Source organism: Mesorhizobium sp. WSM4807 (assembly GCF_055811615.1).
In genome coordinates, this window is sequence record NZ_JBVVQY010000001.1 from 79,851 (window position 1) to 97,603 (window position 17,753).

General features: G+C 61.8%; 20 protein-coding genes. 10 read left to right on the top strand and 10 right to left on the bottom strand.

The window, feature by feature from the left end; translation table 11 throughout:
- Positions 1-138 precede the first annotated feature (138 nt).
- The 6 genes from AC0L3N_RS00370 to AC0L3N_RS00395 form a co-directional block, all read right to left on the bottom strand.
- Positions 139-558, bottom strand: a complete 420-nt coding sequence (locus tag AC0L3N_RS00370) for a VOC family protein (RefSeq protein ID WP_473544762.1) — start codon at positions 556-558, stop codon at positions 139-141.
- 62 nt (positions 559-620) lie between these two features.
- Positions 621-1,946 carry a bifunctional folylpolyglutamate synthase/dihydrofolate synthase gene (locus AC0L3N_RS00375; protein WP_473544763.1) on the bottom strand — a complete coding sequence of 442 codons (1,326 nt, stop codon included), beginning with the start codon at positions 1,944-1,946 and terminating at the stop codon, positions 621-623.
- Positions 1,947-2,071: 125 nt separating this feature from the next.
- Positions 2,072-2,998: an acetyl-CoA carboxylase, carboxyltransferase subunit beta gene (accD, locus tag AC0L3N_RS00380; RefSeq protein ID WP_473544765.1), complete on the bottom strand. Its 927-nt coding sequence runs from the start codon at positions 2,996-2,998 to the stop codon at positions 2,072-2,074.
- A gap of 36 nt (positions 2,999-3,034) precedes the next feature.
- Positions 3,035-3,874, bottom strand: coding sequence for a tryptophan synthase subunit alpha (gene trpA, locus AC0L3N_RS00385; protein WP_473544767.1), 840 nt, complete (start codon positions 3,872-3,874; stop codon positions 3,035-3,037).
- Positions 3,875-3,876: 2 nt separating this feature from the next.
- Positions 3,877-5,127, bottom strand: a complete 1,251-nt coding sequence (gene trpB / locus AC0L3N_RS00390; protein WP_473544769.1) for a tryptophan synthase subunit beta — start codon at positions 5,125-5,127, stop codon at positions 3,877-3,879.
- A gap of 86 nt (positions 5,128-5,213) precedes the next feature.
- A complete protein-coding gene (locus AC0L3N_RS00395; protein WP_123146257.1) occupies positions 5,214-5,873 on the bottom strand; it encodes a phosphoribosylanthranilate isomerase in 660 nt (219 codons plus the stop codon).
- Between the two features lie 110 nt (positions 5,874-5,983).
- Between AC0L3N_RS00395 and AC0L3N_RS00400 the strand changes: the two genes are divergently transcribed.
- Positions 5,984-6,202: a hypothetical protein gene (locus AC0L3N_RS00400; protein WP_077374793.1), complete on the top strand. Its 219-nt coding sequence runs from the start codon at positions 5,984-5,986 to the stop codon at positions 6,200-6,202.
- A 9-nt stretch (positions 6,203-6,211) separates the two neighbouring features.
- Here the strand turns inward: AC0L3N_RS00400 and AC0L3N_RS00405 are convergent, their stop codons facing one another.
- The 3 genes from AC0L3N_RS00405 to AC0L3N_RS00415 form a co-directional block, all read right to left on the bottom strand.
- Positions 6,212-6,970: a M48 family metallopeptidase gene (locus tag AC0L3N_RS00405; protein WP_123146258.1), complete on the bottom strand. Its 759-nt coding sequence runs from the start codon at positions 6,968-6,970 to the stop codon at positions 6,212-6,214.
- 98 nt (positions 6,971-7,068) lie between these two features.
- Positions 7,069-7,557 carry a DUF2852 domain-containing protein gene (locus AC0L3N_RS00410; RefSeq protein WP_473544772.1) on the bottom strand — a complete coding sequence of 163 codons (489 nt, stop codon included), beginning with the start codon at positions 7,555-7,557 and terminating at the stop codon, positions 7,069-7,071.
- 235 nt (positions 7,558-7,792) lie between these two features.
- Positions 7,793-8,257, bottom strand: a complete 465-nt coding sequence (locus AC0L3N_RS00415) for an Lrp/AsnC family transcriptional regulator (protein ID WP_473544774.1) — start codon at positions 8,255-8,257, stop codon at positions 7,793-7,795.
- 171 nt (positions 8,258-8,428) lie between these two features.
- Between AC0L3N_RS00415 and AC0L3N_RS00420 the strand changes: the two genes are divergently transcribed.
- Positions 8,429-9,442, top strand: a complete 1,014-nt coding sequence (locus tag AC0L3N_RS00420) for a 1-aminocyclopropane-1-carboxylate deaminase (protein WP_123146261.1) — start codon at positions 8,429-8,431, stop codon at positions 9,440-9,442.
- Positions 9,443-9,550: 108 nt separating this feature from the next.
- Here AC0L3N_RS00420 and AC0L3N_RS00425 read toward each other — a convergent pair whose 3' ends face one another.
- Positions 9,551-10,327 (bottom strand): alpha/beta hydrolase, encoded by a 777-nt coding sequence (locus tag AC0L3N_RS00425; RefSeq protein WP_473544776.1) that lies wholly within the window; start codon positions 10,325-10,327, stop codon positions 9,551-9,553.
- A gap of 210 nt (positions 10,328-10,537) precedes the next feature.
- Between AC0L3N_RS00425 and infC the strand changes: the two genes are divergently transcribed.
- The 8 genes from infC (at position 10,538) to pheT (ending at position 17,715) form a co-directional block, all read left to right on the top strand.
- Entirely contained in the window at positions 10,538-11,074 is a 537-nt protein-coding gene (gene infC, locus AC0L3N_RS00430) for a translation initiation factor IF-3 (RefSeq protein WP_077374810.1), read from the top strand.
- 127 nt (positions 11,075-11,201) lie between these two features.
- On the top strand, positions 11,202-11,846 hold the full coding sequence (locus AC0L3N_RS00435; protein WP_123146263.1) for a methyltransferase family protein: 645 nt from the start codon (positions 11,202-11,204) through the stop codon (positions 11,844-11,846).
- Positions 11,847-12,085: 239 nt separating this feature from the next.
- On the top strand, positions 12,086-12,742 hold the full coding sequence (locus tag AC0L3N_RS00440) for a methyltransferase family protein (protein WP_473544778.1): 657 nt from the start codon (positions 12,086-12,088) through the stop codon (positions 12,740-12,742).
- 274 nt (positions 12,743-13,016) lie between these two features.
- Complete coding sequence (gene rpmI / locus AC0L3N_RS00445) at positions 13,017-13,220, top strand: 50S ribosomal protein L35 (protein WP_006201248.1); 204 nt, start codon at positions 13,017-13,019, stop codon at positions 13,218-13,220.
- A gap of 38 nt (positions 13,221-13,258) precedes the next feature.
- Entirely contained in the window at positions 13,259-13,660 is a 402-nt protein-coding gene (gene rplT, locus AC0L3N_RS00450) for a 50S ribosomal protein L20 (protein WP_006201247.1), read from the top strand.
- A 124-nt stretch (positions 13,661-13,784) separates the two neighbouring features.
- Entirely contained in the window at positions 13,785-14,888 is a 1,104-nt protein-coding gene (gene pheS / locus AC0L3N_RS00455; RefSeq protein ID WP_473544780.1) for a phenylalanine--tRNA ligase subunit alpha, read from the top strand.
- Positions 14,885-15,310 carry a GFA family protein gene (locus AC0L3N_RS00460; protein WP_473544782.1) on the top strand — a complete coding sequence of 142 codons (426 nt, stop codon included), beginning with the start codon at positions 14,885-14,887 and terminating at the stop codon, positions 15,308-15,310. The genes pheS and AC0L3N_RS00460 overlap by 4 nt, the downstream gene beginning before the upstream one ends.
- Positions 15,307-17,715 carry a phenylalanine--tRNA ligase subunit beta gene (gene pheT, locus AC0L3N_RS00465; RefSeq protein WP_473544784.1) on the top strand — a complete coding sequence of 803 codons (2,409 nt, stop codon included), beginning with the start codon at positions 15,307-15,309 and terminating at the stop codon, positions 17,713-17,715. The genes AC0L3N_RS00460 and pheT overlap by 4 nt, the downstream gene beginning before the upstream one ends.
- Positions 17,716-17,753 lie beyond the last annotated feature (38 nt).

The window sequence follows — 17,753 nt, forward strand, 5'->3', positions numbered from 1 at the left end:
GTTCCGAGAACCGGGGCGGAGCGTACTTTTGGGTACGTGAGCACCGGAAGCGCAGGAAGCCGCCATTTGCAGGCCGGCATCACCTGAATATCAACACACCCTAAAGCGGCTCAGGCCCGCCGTAGGCTGGAGGCGCGGTTACCAATCCGCGATACGATCGCCTCCGACGAACTGTGCACTTTTCTCGGTATATTCAAACAGTTCTATCTTCACGTCGTTAGGACCGCGAACCCATGCCTGGTAGGTATCATCGCACGCGTGTTTCTTTGAAGTGATATCAACGCCTTTCGACCTTACATGGGCGATCGCGGCGTCAATGTCTTCCACTTCGAGGCAGAAGTGGTTGATCTGGTTCAAGTCGCTATAGCTGGCCCCATCTTTCTGGAACACCTCGATGTGGCTGCGGCTGCCGCAATTGAGGTAGAAACCAAAAATCTTGCCGTCGCGCAGGAAGTTGAACTGGGTGTCCATGCCGAGGACGTCCCGATAGAAGCTTCGCGTCGCTTCGAGGTCATCCGCGAAGATGCAAACGTGAGCGAGCTGCTTTACCTTGATCATGACTGGCTCCTCGCGGTGATCTGACGAAGTCCGGCGTCATCGTGCCCTGGTGAACACGCGCCTCAAACCGGCGGCGTGCCGTTTTCGGCCAGCACCGCGCCGGCCAGATAGAGCGAGCCGCTGATCAGGATGCGCGGCGGCGGTCCGTCCCACGTGTCGCGCAGCAGCATCAGCGCATTGGCGACGGAGCTCACCGGTTCGGCCGACAGGCCGGCCTCGACGGCGCGGATCGCCAGTTCGTCATTCGGCACGCTGGCCTCGCTGAGGCTCACTGGCACCGTGTAGACATGCCGCACCAGGCCCTTGAAGGCGCGGAAATAGCCGCTCTGGTCCTTGGTGTTGATCATGCCGGAAATCAGAAACAGCGGCCGCGGGTTTTTTTCCTCCTGCTCGGCCAATGCCTCGGCGACGACCACGCCGGCGCCTGGATTGTGGCCGCCGTCGAGCCAGATGTCGGCGCCCTTTGGCGCCAGTTCCGTCAGCCTGCCTTGCGGCAATTTTTGCATCCGCCCCGGCCAGGTGACATTGGCCATCGCCTTGTCGGCGACGCGATGGCTGATCTCGAAGCCCGCCGCCTTGACCGCCGCAATCGCCGCCGCCGCATTGGCGAACTGGTGGCGCCCGGGCAGGCGCGGTGGCGACAGGTCCATCAGCCCGTCTTCGTCCTGATAGACCATCCGGCCGTTTTCCTCGAGGGCGAGGAAATCCTGGCCATAGACGAAGGCGGGACAGTCGAGCCGCTCGGCGGTTTCGATAAGCACCTGCAGCGCCGTCTCGCTTTCCTGCGCGCCGATGACCACCGGGCAACCGGCTTTGATGATGCCGGCCTTTTCGGCGGCGATCAGTTCGACACGGTCGCCGAGATAGGATTCGTGGTCGAGCGAGACCGGCATGATCACCGACACCGCCGGCTCGCTGATGACATTGGTGGCGTCGAAGCGGCCGCCGAGACCGACCTCGATGATGACGGCATCTGCCGGATGTTCGGAAAACAGCAGAAAGGTGACGGCGGTGAGGATTTCGAAGACGGTGATCTTCTGGCCTTCATTGGCTTTGGCGACGCGGGCGATGGCGTCGGCGAAGACCTTGTCCTCGACCAGCCTGCCGCCGCCATCGGCGGCCAGCCGGTAGCGCTCATGCCAGTTCACCAGATGTGGCGATGTGTGGACATGGACGCGGTGGCCGGTCGCTTCGAGCAGCGCCCGCGAAAACGCGGCGCAGGAGCCCTTGCCGTTGGTGCCGGCGATGTGGATGACCGGCGGCAGATGGTCCTGCGGATTGCCAAGCCGCTCCAGCAGCCGCGAAATGCGGTCGAGCGAAAGATCGAAGCCCTTCGGATGAAGCGACATCAGGCTTTCGATTTCGCGGTCGGCAGCAAGCGTGGTCATGGGAGAATCCTAGCGCATGACCCCGAAAATCGAAAATCGATTTTCGGAAAGGATCATGCGCGAAATCAAGATGCTACAGCGCCACAGATGGCGCGCAATCGCGATTCGCGACGACGGATGTCGCGTCAGGCTTGCGGGCGTGCTTCCCCCGGCAGCGCCATCGGCGGCAGGATTTCCGGCTCCAGCGGCTTTTCTTCTTCCGGCAGCTTGAGCAGCATTTTCAGGAGCCGAGCGATCGTCTGGCGCATCTCCAGCCGCGACACCACCATATCGACTATGCCGTGCTCCATCAGATACTCGGAGCGCTGGAAGCCGTCGGGCAGCTTTTCCCTGATGGTCTGCTCGATGACGCGCGGCCCGGCAAAGCCGATCAGCGCGCCGGGCTCTGCGATGTGCACGTCGCCCAGCATGGCGTAAGAGGCGGTGACGCCGCCGGTGGTCGGGTTGGTCAGGACGACAATATAGGGAAGACCGGCCTCCTTCAGTCGATCGACGCCGATCGTGGTTCTCGGCAATTGCATGAGCGACAGGATGCCTTCCTGCATGCGCGCGCCACCGGATGCCGCGAACAGGATCAGCGGCCGCTTGCGTTGCACTGCGACCTCGAAGCCACGAATGATGGCGTCGCCGGCGGCCATGCCGAGCGAGCCACCCATGAAGGCGAAGTCCTGCACAGTCACCACCACCGGCAGGCCCTCGACGGTCCCCAGCGCATTGATGATCGCGTCCTCCAGCCCGGTCTTGGCCTTGGCGTCCTTCAGCCGGTCGGTGTAGCGCTTCTCGTCGCGGAATTTCAGCGGATCCTGCACCACCTTGGGGTTTTCGAGCATCTCGTACTTGCCGTCGTCGAAGAAGAATCTCAGCCGCTCCTTGGCCGAGATCTTCATGTGATGGCCGGAGGACGGGATGACGAACTGGTTCTGCTCCAGATCCTTGTGGAAGACCATCTCGCCGGTCTCCGGATCCTTGATCCAGAGATTCTCAGGCATGTCGGTGCGCCGGCCGAGCATCGAATTGATCTTCGGGCGAACGTAGTTGGTGATCCAGTTCATCGCTTCGGCTCCTGTCCTGACGAAGAGGTAGGACAGTTATTCGGCGGCAGCAAGGCGGGCTGCGCGCACGCCTTGCGAAAGCCCGCTGACCAACGTGGCGACCGCCTCGGCCGGGTCGGCGGTCTTTTCGCCCTTCGGCCCCAGAACATTGGCGACGGCATTGACGATCGCGGTGCCGACGACGACGCCGTCGGCCGACGCTCCGATGATGCGCGCCTGCTCGGCGGTCTTGACGCCGAAGCCGACGCAGACCGGCAGGTCGGTATGGCTCTTGATGCGCCTGACCGCCGCCGCCACCTTGCCGGTGTCGGCAAGCGCCGAGCCGGTGATGCCGGTCATCGACACGTAATAGACGAAGCCGGAGGTGTTCTGCAGCACCTTGGGCAGGCGCTTGTCGTCGGTGGTCGGCGTCGCCAGCCGGATGAAATTAATGCCGGCCTTCAGCGCCGGAATGCACAATTCCTCATCCATTTCCGGCGGCAGGTCGACGACGATCAGCCCGTCGATGCCGCTGGCCAGCGCATCCCTGAGAAAGCGGTCGACGCCGTGAATGTAGATCGGATTGTAGTAGCCCATCAAAACGATCGGCGTTTCATTGTCGGTAGCGCGAAATTCCGAAGCCATCTTCAGCGTCTTGACCAGCGTCTGGCCGCCTTTCAGCGCGCGCAGGCCGGCCGCCTGGATCGCCGGGCCGTCCGCCATCGGATCAGAAAACGGCATGCCCATTTCGATGATGTCGGCGCCCGCTTTGGGCAGCGCCTTCATGATCGACAAAGCGGTGTCGTAGTCCGGGTCGCCGCTCATGAAATAGGTGACGAGCGCCGGGCGGCCTTCGGCCTTCAGCTTGGCCATGCGTCGGTCGATGCGGGTGGTCATGATCAGATCTCCATGCCCAGCATATTGGCCACCGTATGCACATCCTTGTCGCCGCGGCCGGACAGGTTGACGATGACGATCTGGTCCTTGTCCATGGCGGGCACGACCTTCACCGCATGCGCAATGGCATGGGCGGATTCGAGCGCCGGAATGATGCCTTCGACGCGCGTCGTCAGCTGGAACGCCTCGAGCGCCTCGTCATCGAGAACAGGCACATAGTCGACGCGGCCCGAGTCGCGCAGCCAGGAATGCTCCGGCCCGACGCCCGGATAGTCGAGGCCGGCCGAGATCGAATGCCCGTCCATGATCTGCCCGTCGGCGTTCTGCAGAAGATAGGTGCGGTTGCCGTGCAGCACGCCGGGCGCGCCGGCACTCATCGAGGCGCAATGCTCGATGCCGTCGAGGCCGCGGCCACCGGCCTCGATGCCGATGATCTTTACGCTGCGGTCGTCGAGGAACGGGTGAAAAAGGCCGATGGCGTTCGAGCCGCCGCCGACGGCGGCGATGATGGTGTCCGGCAGCCGGCCTTCCTGTTCGAGGATCTGGGCGCGCGCCTCAATGCCGATCACCGACTGGAAGTCGCGCACCATCTCCGGATAGGGGTGCGGGCCGGCGGCCGTGCCGATCAGGTAATAGGTGTCCTCGACATTGGTCACCCAATCCCGAAGAGCTTCGTTCATGGCGTCCTTCAGCGTACCGTGGCCGGCGGTCACCGGCCGCACCTCGGCACCGAGCAGCTTCATCCGGAAGACGTTCGGGCTTTGCCGGGCGACGTCGGTGGCGCCCATATAGACGACACACGGGAAGCCGAAACGCGCCGCCACGGTGGCCGACGCCACGCCATGCTGGCCGGCGCCGGTCTCGGCGATGATACGCTTCTTGCCCATGCGCTTGGCCAGCAGGATCTGGCCGAGGCAGTTGTTGATCTTGTGCGAGCCGGTGTGGTTCAAATCCTCGCGCTTGAAATAGACCTTTGCGCCGCCCCCAAGACCCTTCGCCGAGGAAACCTCGCGAAGATGCCTGGTCAGGCCTTCGGCGAAATAAAGCTTCGACGGCCGCCCGGCATAGTGGGTTGAAAGGTCAGTCAGTTCGGCCTTGAAATCCGGATCGTCCTTGACCTCGTTCCAGTGCCGCTCGAGGTCGAGGATCAGCGGCATCAACGTTTCGGCAACGAAACGACCGCCGAAGATGCCGAACATGCCCTGCTCGTCGGGTCCGGTGCGGAAGGAATTGGGTATCGCCGGCTTGTTCATCGCCGATCTCCTACTTCTTGGTTGGAGCTTGTCCTTGTCGGAAAACCGGTTTCCTATTTTCCGAGACATGCTCCGGGTTCTATCCTTCAGGCTGCGCGGGTATCCCGCGCGGCTCTGACGGCCCGGAAAAACTGTTCGATCAGCGCCGGGTCCTTGACGCCTGGCGCGCTTTCCACGCCCGAGGAAATGTCTAGTCCGGGCGGGTTGGCAAGCCGAAAGGCATCGCCGATATTGGCGGCGTTGAGCCCACCGGAAAGCATGTAATCGACGCCTGCGTCAAGGCCGGCCAGAACGCGCCAGTCGAAGGCAATGCCGTTGCCGCCCGGCAGTTCCGAACCCTTCGGCGGCTTGGCGTCGAACAGGAAACGGTCGGCAATGCCGACGAAGGGTCTTATCCGCTCCAGGTCGGCAGCCTCGCTGACCGGCAGCGCCTTCATCACCGGCAGGCCATAGCGGGCCTTGATCTCGGCCACCCGCTCCGGCGTTTCCGAGCCATGCAGCTGCAGCATGTCGGGCTGCATTTTTTCGACGATTTCGTCCAGGAACGCATCACCGGCGTCGACCGTCACGGCAACCGTCTTGGCCTTGCCGGTCGCCGCTTCGCGCAAGCGGCCGGCTTCCGCCGGCTCGATATAGCGCGGGCTTTTGGCAAAGAAAATAAAGCCGACATGGCTGGCGCCGCCGGCCAATGCCGCGGCCAATGCCTTGTCAGTCTTCAGTCCGCATATCTTGATGTCGAGCGCCATGGCGCGGGATTGGCACGAAACGGCAAAAGAGTCGAGAAAAAGCATCCTGTTTGCCACCAGCGCGGAACGCGCTACCTTACTTAAGATAGTACAGGCGGGAGCACACAAGCATGGCAGACGAAACCGTCGCCCAACTCAGGCAGAAGGTCGCGCAGGCCCGCGAGGTCATCGCTCATCTGATGGACAAGGCCGCCTTCAACGGCGCCGAGGCACACCGCGCGCTCGACTATTTCAGCAACGACGCCTTCGAGAAGAATTTCTTGCCATGGCCGCGCCATACCGACGAAGGCTTGCGTCCTGAAGAGCTCAACGCCGCCAACGACGATTGATCGGGCGATCTAATCGAACATGATCGCTTGCAGCGCGCCGCCATTGCGCTTGAGCCAGTCCTTGCAGCGCTCGGTGTCCGGGCAAAGCTGCTCGCACAATTTCCAGAATTTCGGGCCGTGGTTCATCTCCTTGAGATGCGCCACCTCATGCGCGACGAGGTAGTTTATAACAGGCGATGGCGCCATCATGATGCGCCAGGAGAAGGACAAATTGCCGTCGGAAGTGCACGAGCCCCAGCGGCTCGACGTGTCCTTGAAGCGGATCGCCTTGGCGCGCTTGCCGATCGTCCCGGTGTGCCTGACCACCAACCGCTCGATCTCGCGCTTGGCCTCGCGCTTGAGGAAATCGGCGATGCGGCGCGGCAGGTGCACGCGCTCGCCATGCACGATCATCAGCGGACCGCGTTCGTCGCACGACAGCGTGACGGTACCGCGTTTCGAGGGCTCATGAACAATGCGATGCGGCACGCCGCGCACCGGTATTTTGATGCCGGGCCGCACCTGCGGGCGGTTGGGCACCTTGGCCAGCCGCTGTTCCAGCCAGTCCTGATGGCGGTCGAGGAATTTTTCCACCTCGCCACGGCGCAGGCCCGGCGGCACGGTGATGCGCAAGCCGCGGCCGCCGGAATCGATCCGCAGCGTCAGGCGCCGCGCGCGGTCGCTCTCGACGATCTTGAGTGGCAGCGTGCGGCCGGCAACACAATGCTCCCGCTCCACGACGGGGGCGGGCCTGGGTTTGGTCAGGTTGCGGAGGAAGCCGAATGACATGGCGGGACGATACGTGATTCGAGGAAAACGAATAGAACAAAAAAGAAACGGCGCCGCTGACGCGACGCCGTTTTTGATTATTTATCGGGGCAAGGCTCTTACTCGTCCAGTAGGCCTGGCGTGGGTTTGCCACCGCGTTTGCCGGTCCCCGTCGAGCCGGTCGATCCACCTGTTGTAGGCGACGTCGACTTGTTGCGGTTCGCCATGAAGCGGTCGAACTCTTCCTGGTCCTTGGCGCGACGCAATTCCCTGGCATATTCATCGAACTCGCTCAACATCTCGTCGAGCTTGTGGCGCTCTTCATTGAGCCGCTCAAGTTCCTTTTCGCGCCAGTCGTCGAACGCGACGTTGCCGGTGCGGGCGGAGCCGTAGCCCCAGCGCGCCGCTCTGTCAGAACCGCGGCGGCAGCCGGCGAAGATGCCGTCGGTGGCACGGTTGACGTCGCGCTTGAAGCCTTCAAGCCGGTCGCCCCAGATGATGTAGGCGAGCATGGCGAGGCCGAGCGGCCAGAACACCATAAAGCCGATCACCATCAGTGCGATGGTCGCCGGTGTCCAGGCCGGACGGATCAATGCAGATGTGTTCATTTTCTCCCAATCCTTCAGTTGGAGACAGCCAATCCCGGCTGCGTGGAATCGAAATGGGAAGGGAAAAACGGCTATTCAAGACAGTCACAGCCAAAACCGGACAAACATCTGAAATGATTATCGCTTTTTGAGCGTTTCAAGGGAAAGAACGACCAGGCCGGCAAGCAAGGTGGCCGACGGTTCTGCAGCGAAAGTCCGGCGCCGGTGCATTGACTTGATGCTTCGGATGTCCGTTTCAAAAATCCAGGGGTGCGTTATCGACGACCTCTTTCATCACGAAGAAGGTTCTCGTCTGGCGAACGCCGGGCAATGCGATCAACTGGTCTCCGTGAATTCGGTTGAAATCCGCCATGTCGCCGACCCTGATCTTCAGAAAATAGTCGAAGTCGCCCGCCACCAGATGGCAATCGAGGATGAATTTCAGTTTCGCGACGGCCGTCTCGAAATCCGCGAAACTCTCCGGGGTCGAGCGGTCGAGGACGACGCCAACCATCACCAGCGCGCCTCTGTCGACTTTCTGCGGTATCACCACCGCCCTGACATGGCTGATGAAGCCTTCATCGAACAAGCGCTGCGTGCGGCGGTGGCACGTCGCCGGGCTGACAGCGACCGACTGCGCCAGCTCTGCATTGGTCAGTCGTCCGTTGTCCTGGAGCAGGCGCAACATTTTCAGGTCGATCCGGTCGAGCGGTGCTCGCATGGAAGATTCTTCCGATATTGGAGTTGAAAATTGAAGCTATATGACAATTCCGCGCTGTTAGGCGATGCCTCGGACATTTCAGGTCCGATCTTTGAGAGCACCTTTCAAGGCAAAGATGGTAGTGTTCACCGCATCACATCGCAATGAACAGGAACAAGAGAGGGCACTCTCATGCTCGAGAAATTCGAACGCTATCCGCTCACCTTCGGGCCGACCCATATCGAGAAACTGGAGCGGCTCGGCGCTCACCTCGGCGGGAAGGTCGATCTCTACGCCAAGCGAGAGGATTGCAATTCCGGCCTCGCCTTCGGCGGCAACAAATTGCGCAAGCTCGAATACATCATCCCGGACGCGATCGCCTCAAACGCCGACACGCTGGTCTCGATCGGCGGCGTTCAATCCAACCATACGCGCATGGTGGCGGCCGTCGCGGCGAAGATCGGCATGAAATGCCGCCTCGTGCAGGAAAGCTGGGTACCCCATGAAGATGCCATCTACGATCGCGTCGGCAACATCCTTTTGAGCCGGATTATGGGCGCTGATGTCCAGATGGTCGATGAGGGCTTCGATATCGGAATTAGGGAAAGCTGGGAGCAGGCGATCGCGGATGTGAAGGCGAAGGGTGGCAAGCCTTATCCGATTCCGGCCGGGGCTTCGGTGCATAAATATGGCGGCCTGGGTTATGTCGGCTTCGCCGAGGAGGTCCGCGCGCAGGAGAAGGAACTCGGCTTTGCCTTCGACTACATCGTCGTTTGTACCGTCACCGGTTCAACTCATGCTGGCATGCTGGTCGGCTTCGCCAAGGACGGCCGCGAACGCAACGTGATCGGCATCGACGCATCCTGCACCCCGGCGCAGACCAAGGCGCAGGTACTCAACATTGCGCAGAACACCGCGACGCTGGTCGAACTCGGCAAGGAGCTCAATGAGGATGATGTCGTCCTGATCGAGGATTATGCCTACCCGGTCTACGGCGTCCCCTCTCAGGAGACGAAGGAAGCAATCCGTCTCTGCGCGCGCCTCGAAGGCATGATCACGGATCCGGTTTACGAGGGAAAATCCATGCAGGGCACGATCGATCTCGTGAGGAAGGGTTATTTTCCCAAGGGATCCAAGGTGCTCTACGCCCACCTCGGCGGTGCTCCAGCCATCAACGGATATGCTTACACATTCCGCAACGGCTGAATGCTTTTTAGTTGCAGCACGTATCCCTCTGACGACATCCGCGTCCGCCGGCAGACAGGGCAGGATTCCAGGAGGGCTGCAGCCGGCCGCGACGAATGCGCATGTCTCTTAGCATGCCTGCCGCACCATGGCGTCGACCGCCCGCACCAGCATGTCTAGATCCTGAGGCCGCGACAGGCGGTGGTCGCCGTCGGGGATCAGCGACAGCGTGACGTCGTCGGCCGGCAGCAGGCCGACCAGTTTCAGCGCATGGCTCGGCGGCACGTCTGCATCGGCCAGCCCTTGCAATATGTGGACGGGGCAGTGGGTGTCGATCGGCCCGTTCATTGTCAGGTTGTTGCGGCCGTCCTCGATCAGCGCACGGGTGTAGATGTAAGGCTCGGCCGAATAGTCCGACGGCTCCTCGAAATAACCCTTTTTGGCAAGATCGCGCTTCTGCGCTTTGGTCAGCGCCGGCTCGACCAGCTCTGCGGTGAAATCCGCCGCCGGCGCCAGAAGCACCAGGCCGGCGATGCGGTTCTCGTGCGACTTGTGCAATTCCTGGCGCAATTCCTGGACCATGCGTAGCGCTATCCATGCGCCCATCGAGGAGCCCACCAGGATCTGCCTGCCTAGGGTGAAATGGTGGAAGACGGCGAGGCTTTGCGAAAGCCATTTCGAGACGGTGCCATCGGCAAAGGCGCCGTCCGATTCGCCATGGCCGGAATAGTCGTGGCGCAGGAATGCCCGGCCTTGTCCGCTCGCCCATTCCGCCAGCTTCTCGGCTTTGGTGCCCAGCATGTCCGACTTGTAGCCGCCGAGCCAGACAATGCCTGGCGCGGCACCCGCAGCGCGCCTGACAGCGATGCTGGTTCCGTCGACGTCGAGAAAAACCGGTGCGATCATGGCTCACTCCTCACGCAGGTCTTTTGACACAGCTGGCGGTTCAACGAAAAGTGCTCGGCAACTTTCTTCGTTTGGTACAGGCTGAAGTCAGGGAACAGGTGATTTCCTGTGAACGCTGTGCTATTGACTCCGGCCGCGCGCTCACCACATTGGCGCGTTCGCAATCTGAATTGAAAACCCTGAACGAAACGGCTCAAGGAGACCACGACCATTCGCAGACCTTTCAAAGCAACGGCGCCCACCAAGGAGGGCCCGCGCTCCAACCGTGACATCCGGGTTCCCCGGGTCCAACTTATCGACGCCGAAGGCCACAACCATGGCGATGTCTCCATCAACGACGCATTGCTGCTCGCCGAAGAGGCTGGGCTCGATCTGGTCGAGATATCGCCCAACGCAGTGCCGCCCGTCGTAAAAATTCTCGATCTCGGCAAGCTGAAATACGCCAACCAGAAGAAGGCGGCTGAGGCGCGCAAGAACCAGAAGGTCATCGAGATCAAGGAGATCAAGATGCGCCCGAACATCGACAGCCATGATTACGAGACCAAGATGAAAGCGGTCCGGCGGTTTTTCGAGGAAGGTGACAAGGTCAAGCTGACATTGCGCTTTCGCGGCCGCGAAATGGCGCATATGGAACTCGGCATGCAGCTTCTGAACAAGGTTCGCGAGGAAGTGGCGCCGATCGCCAAGGTCGAAGCCGAACCAAAGCTCGAAGGCCGCCAGATGATGATGGTGCTGGCGCCCCGCTAAAGCGATCCCGTCAAAAGCAAAGGCCGCTTCGGCGGCCTTTTGTTGTTTTTGTCTTCGCCATGATTTCTCCGCAAGGTGCAGCGACAAGGATTCTGGTTGCCGGTCCTCGCGGCGAAAGGATTGTCCCATGGCCGCTGCGGCACGTTCTCCGATTGAAAAGTCGTTCGACGAAATGGGCCGCTATCAGCGGCGCCGGCGCGTCCTGCTGGCGCTGCTGATCGGAGCTTTTTGCGCTTTGCTGATCTTCGGCGGCTCCACGCACGATGAACTAGGCCACGAACGCATAGAGGGGCAGTACGGGATCGCCCTGATACTGATCGGGATCGGCGGCCGGCTCTGGTCGATCCTCTATATCGGCGGCCGCAAGTCGGCCGAAGTGGTTGCTACCGGCCCATATTCGGTGATGCGCAACCCGCTGTATTTTTTCTCCACCGTAGCGGCCGCCGGCATCGGCGCCCAGACCGGCAGCGTGATCGTCTCGGTGGCGTCGGCGGTTTTGTGCGCGGCCGCGTTCTACATCGTCACGCTGCGCGAGGAACGGCATTTGACCACCGTGCTCGGGGCGCCGTACAAGGACTACATCGCACGGGTGCCGCGGTTTTTTCCCAATCCCCGGCTTTATCGCGATCAGGCCGAAGTCACCTTCACACCGCGCATCTTCAATCATACGCTGCGCGACGGCTTGATGTTCGTGGCTTCCATACCGTTTTTCGAACTCATCGAGTCCGGACAGGAAAGCGGGGTAATTCCCGTCCTCTTCTGGCTGTATTGAGCGGGATGGGCAGGCAAAGGAGGCGACATGCTACCCGCCTTCTCGCTTCTTTTCCTCGCGCGTCGTTGTCCCAAAACCGCTGCGCACCTCGGGTGAAGCCCGTGGGCAGGCTTTTGGGCGACATGCATTAAATTCGCCTGAATCATCTTGCAAGGCGTCCCGGCGATCGGCGGGACGCCTGTTTTCTTGGCCAGAAGCTGCGATCGCCGGCGAAGTTCCTCGACGATCGGATTCCCGACATGCTCAATGAAGTCAAATCGGCACGGGCCGAGCAAGCGCAGGCCAGGCGTGCGCTGAGCAGATATCAGCACGCGCGCAGGATGGTGCTTGCCGCCCTCGTCGTCGTCATGTTCGCAGCGCTGCTGTTTGGCCAGTCTACTTTTCCTCCCGAAAGCGTGCCGCACGAAACGATCGAAATGGTCGGCGTTCTGCTGATCTTTCTCGGCATTGTCGGGCGCTTGTGGTCGACGCTCTATATCGGCGGACGCAAATCCTCCCAAGTGGTTACCGGCGGACCCTATTCGATCACCCGCAATCCGCTCTATGTCTTCTCCTCGATAGCTGCCGCCGGCGTCGGCGCGCAGATGGGCTCAATCACTGCGGCGGCCGGCTTCGCGGTGGTTTGCGCCGCCGCCTTTCATGTCGTCATCCTGCGCGAAGAGAAGTTCCTGAAGGAGGCCTTCGGTACTCCATTCCAGGCCTATATGGCGCGGGTGCCGCGCTTCTTCCCGAAGCTTTCGCTGTATCAGGAAGGCGATACCGGCAGCTTCAAGCCGCGCCTGCTGCGGACGACGCTGCTGGACGGACTGGTATTCCTCGTTGCCCTGCCGTTTTTCGAATCGATCGACGGCGCCCAACTATCGGGCATACTGCCGGTGCTTTTTCGTCTCCCATAGGCAAGATCCCGAACCGAAGGTGTGCGACGGCCAAAGTGGGAACCGGTTTTGCTGCGCTGACCTCCAGTTCGGATAAGGTCATGGGAATACCTGACACTGGACAGAGCGTCGCATCCTTGCAGGTGTTGCGCGCCGGCCCGCTTTGACGTATAGCACCGCCGTTCCCAAAAACCGCCCGGCAGGGCATGCCGTGGCGGTTTCATTTGCTTTTCGGGCTTTGGTCGGCCTGAAGCGAACAAAAAGCGCGATGATGCGCACATAACGGAGTAGCAAAATGCCCAAGATGAAGACCAAGTCAGCCGCCAAAAAGCGGTTCAAGATCACAGGTACGGGTAAAGTCCTGTCGGCTGCGGCCGGCAAGCGTCACGGCATGATCAAGCGTTCCAACAAGTTCATTCGAAATGCCCGCGGCACGATGGTTCTGGCTGAACCGGATGGCAAGAAGGTCATCAAGAATTTTCTGCCGAACGGCCTCTGAGGCATTCGGTCTGGACAACGTTTTAAGGAGATCATGACATGGCACGCGTAAAAAGAGGCGTCACCTCGCACGCCAAGCACAAGAAGGTCCTGAAAGCCGCCAAGGGTTTTTATGGCCGCCGCAAGAACACCATTCGCATCGCCAAGCAGGCGGTGGAAAAGTCGCTGCAGTATGCCTACCGCGACCGCAAGAACCGCAAGCGTTCGTTCCGCGCTCTGTGGATCCAGCGCATCAATGCCGCGACCCACGAGCATGGCCTGACCTATGGCCGCTTCATCGACGGTCTCAACAAGGCCGGTATCGAGATTGATCGCAAGATCCTGTCGGACATGGCCATCCACGAGCCGCAGGCATTTGCCGCCCTCGTGGCCAAGGCCAAGGTCGCGCTCGAATACCTCAAGAACACCACGCCGAACGCTTTTGAAAGCGCTGTAGCCTAACCAGCGCCTTCCCAAGCACTTCGACACTTGATTTGGGAAACCCGCGCTGGCAGGGCTGGCGCGGGTTTTTCTTTGTGACGCGATGTAAGTCAGCGATGACTTAATCTTTGAACTGGTAGCTGCGATGAACATCACTTTAAACGACCGGAATATCGACACCCTCGAAACTGCGTTGATGGCGGAGATTGCGGGTGCGGCGGATGAGCACGAGATCGAAGCCGTTCGCATCTCGGCGCTGGGCAAAAAAGGCTCGGTCTCGGAGTTGTTGAAATCGCTGGGAGGGATGTCGCAGGAACAGCGTCAAATTTTTGGCCCCGAGGTCAACGGCCTCAAGAACCGCATCACCGAGGCGCTTACCGCGCGCCGCGCCGAGCTGAAGGACGTGGCGATCGCCGCACGGCTCGCGGCGGAAAAGGTCGACGTCACGTTGCCGGTGCGGCAATCGCCGGCCGAGCGTGGCCGCATCCATCCGATCAGCCAGGTCAGCGACGAGATTGCCGCGATTTTCGGCGACCTTGGCTTTGCCATCGCCGAAGGTCCCGATATCGAGACCGATTATTACAATTTCACCGCGCTGAATTTCCCGGAAGGCCATCCGGCGCGCGAGATGCACGACACCTTCTTCTTCCAGCCGGACGAGAAGGGCGAGCGCAAGCTTTTGCGCACCCACACCTCGCCGGTGCAGATCCGCACCATGGAGTTGCAGAAGCCGCCGATCCGCATCGTCATTCCCGGAAAAACCTACCGGCAGGATTCCGATGCCACGCACTCACCGATGTTCCATCAGGTCGAGGGGCTGGTGATCGACAGATCAGCCAATGTCGCCAACATGAAATGGGTGCTGGAGGAGTTCTGCAAGGCCTTCTTCGAGGTGCCGCAGGTCAAGATGCGCTTCCGGCCGAGCTTCTTCCCGTTCACCGAACCAAGCATGGAGGTCGACATCCAGTGCGACCGTTCGCGGCCGGGCGAGGTGCGCTTCGGCGAAGGCTCCGACTGGATGGAGATCCTCGGCTGCGGCATGGTCCACCCCAATGTGCTGAGATATGGCGGGCTCGATCCCGACGAATATCAGGGCTTTGCCTGGGGCATGGGCATCGATCGCATCGCCATGCTGAAATACGGCATGCCGGACCTGCGCGCCTTCTTCGACGCCGATGTGCGCTGGCTGTCGCATTACGGTTTCCGGCCGCTCGACATGCCGACGCTATTCGGGGGCTTGAGCGCATGACAGCGGCCCACACCGGCGGCTGCCGCTGCGGCGCCGTGCGGTTCGAGGCTTCGGCCGAACCGCACCATGTCAGCTATTGCCATTGCGGCGATTGCCGGCGGGCCAGCGGCGCGCCGGTGTCGGCTTTCGTCGGCTTCCTGACCGAGCAGGTCGCCTTTGCGGGCAAGGCGCTAAAGATGTTCGAGAATGGCCCGGTGACGCGCTCCTTTTGCGGCATCTGCGGCTCGCCGATCGCCTATGTCGACGAGCGGCTGGCCGACCACATTTATTTCATGCTCGGCGCCATGGACATGCCGGCTTTTTTCAAGCCGACGCACCACGCCCATGTGCGCGAGCAGCTTCCCTTCCTGCACATGCCCGACGCGCTGCCGCGCCATCTGAAGACCAGCGTGCCCAGACCATCAGACGGAACCCAGTCATGAAACTCACCCTCTCCTGGCTCAAGGATCACCTCGAGACCGACGCCTCGCTGGCCGAGATCGTCGAGCGGCTGACCTCGATCGGCCTCGAAGTCGAGCATGTCGACGACAGATCGAGCCTAAAACCCTTCGTCATCGCCAGGGTGCTGACGGCGGAGCAGCATCCCGATGCCGACCGGCTGCGCGTGCTGACGGTCGATACCGGCGACGGCAAGGCCCCAGTGCAGGTCGTCTGCGGTGCACCCAATGCCCGCGCTGGCCTGGTCGGCGCCTTTGCAGCACCCGGCACCTATATTCCCGGGATCGACGTGACACTAGCGGTCGGCAAGATCAGGGGCGTCGAAAGCCACGGCATGATGTGCTCCGAGCGCGAGCTGGAACTTTCGGAAGAGCATGACGGCATCATCGACCTGCCGGAGGATGCGCCGGTCGGCACCAGCTTCGCCGCCTATGCGCATCTCGACGACCCGTTGATCGAGATCAACCTGACGCCGAACCGGCCGGATGCGACCAGCGTGTACGGCATCGCCAGAGATCTGGCGGCGAGCGGGCTCGGCCGCCTCGTCGGCGGCGCGATCATGCCGCATGCCGGCAGCGGCATGTGCCCGGTGAAGGTTACGATCGAAGCCCCGGAGCTCTGCCCCGGCTTCGCCCTGAGATTGGTGAAAGGCGTGACGAACGGTCCGTCGCCGAAATGGCTGCAGCAGCGGCTGATCGCCATTGGGCTTCGGCCGATCAGCGCGCTGGTCGACATCACCAATTTCGTCACCTTCGATCGCGGCCGGCCCTTGCATGTGTTCGACGCCAGCAAGGTCGTCGGCAACCTTACCGTGCGCCGGGCGCGCGATGGCGAAAAGGTGCTGGCGCTCGACGGCCGCGAATACATGCTGACGCCTGATATGTGCGTGATAGCAGACGAGGACGGCGTCGAATCGATCGCTGGCATCATGGGCGGCGAGCATTCCGGCTGCGACGAGAACACCACCGACGTGCTGATCGAATCGGCACTTTGGGATCCGATCACCACCGCGCGCACCGGCCGCACGCTCGGCATCATCAGCGATGCGCGTTACCGGTTCGAGCGCGGCGTCGACCCGGAATTCATGGTTCCCGGCGTGGAGCTGGCGACCAAGCTGGTGCTGGATTTCTGCGGTGGGACGCCGACCGAAATCGAGGTGGCCGGCTATGGCGGCCACAAACCCAAGATCGTGTCCTTCCCACTGTCGGAAGTGAAGCGGCTGACCGGCATCGAGGTACCGCGCTCGACAAGCCTCGACATTCTTGCCCGCCTCGGCTTCAAGCCGGAAGGCGCGGGCGATGTCATCAATGTGGCGGTTCCGTCCTGGCGGCCGGATGTCGACGGCAAGGCCGATCTGGTCGAGGAAGTCATGCGCATACATGGCGTCGACAATATCGCACCGCAGCCGCTCGGCGCGCATGATGCCGTCAACGCCAAGATCCTGACTGTCTTGCAGGTCCGCACCCGCGCCGCCAAGCGGGCGCTGGCGGTGCGCGGCATGATGGAGGCGGTCACCTGGTCGTTCATTCCGGCAAAACATGCCGAACTGTTCGGCGGCGGCCAGACAGCACTCAAGCTCGCCAACCCGATCGCCGCCGACATGTCCGACATGCGGCCGTCGCTGCTGCCGGGCCTGATCGCCGCCGCGCAGCGCAATGCCGACAAGGGCATCGGCGATGTCGCGCTGTTCGAAGTCTCCGGCACGTATGAGGGCGATGCCGCCGACCAGCAGCGGCGCGTCGCCGCCGGCGTGCGGCGCGGCACGGCGAAGCTCGACGGTTCCGGCCGTCATTGGGCCGGCAATGCCGGTTCGGTCGGCGTGTTCGACGCCAAAGCCGACGCGATCGCAGCACTCGAAGCCTGCGGCGCGCCGGTCGAGCGGCTGCAGATCGAGGCCGGCGGCCCGGCCTGGTATCATCCCGGCCGTTCCGGCACGATCAAGCTCGGGCCTAAAGTCGTTCTCGGCACGTTCGGCGAATTCCACCCGAAGACGCTTGAGGAATTGGACGTCTCCGGGCCGCTCTGCGGCTTCGAGGTTTTCGTCGATGCCGTGCCCGAGCCGAAGGCCAAGCCGACGCGGACCAAGCCGAGACTGGAACTGTCCGCCTTCCAGGCGGTCAAGCGCGATTTCGCCTTCGTCGTCGACAAGGCGGTCGAAGCCGGCACACTGACCCGCGCCGCACTTGCCGCCGACAGGAAACTGATCACCAACGTCTCGGTCTTCGATGTTTTCGAAGGTGCCGCACTCGGCGCAGCCAGGAAATCGATCGCCATCGAAGTGTCGATCCAGCCGGTCGAAAAGACGCTGACCGACGAGGATTTTGAGGCGCTGGCAAAGCGCATCGTCGAGAATGTGCACAAGCAGACCGGTGGCGTGCTACGGGCGTGACGGCTGCGGGCACATGGCGATCACTGCTGTGCCGTGGT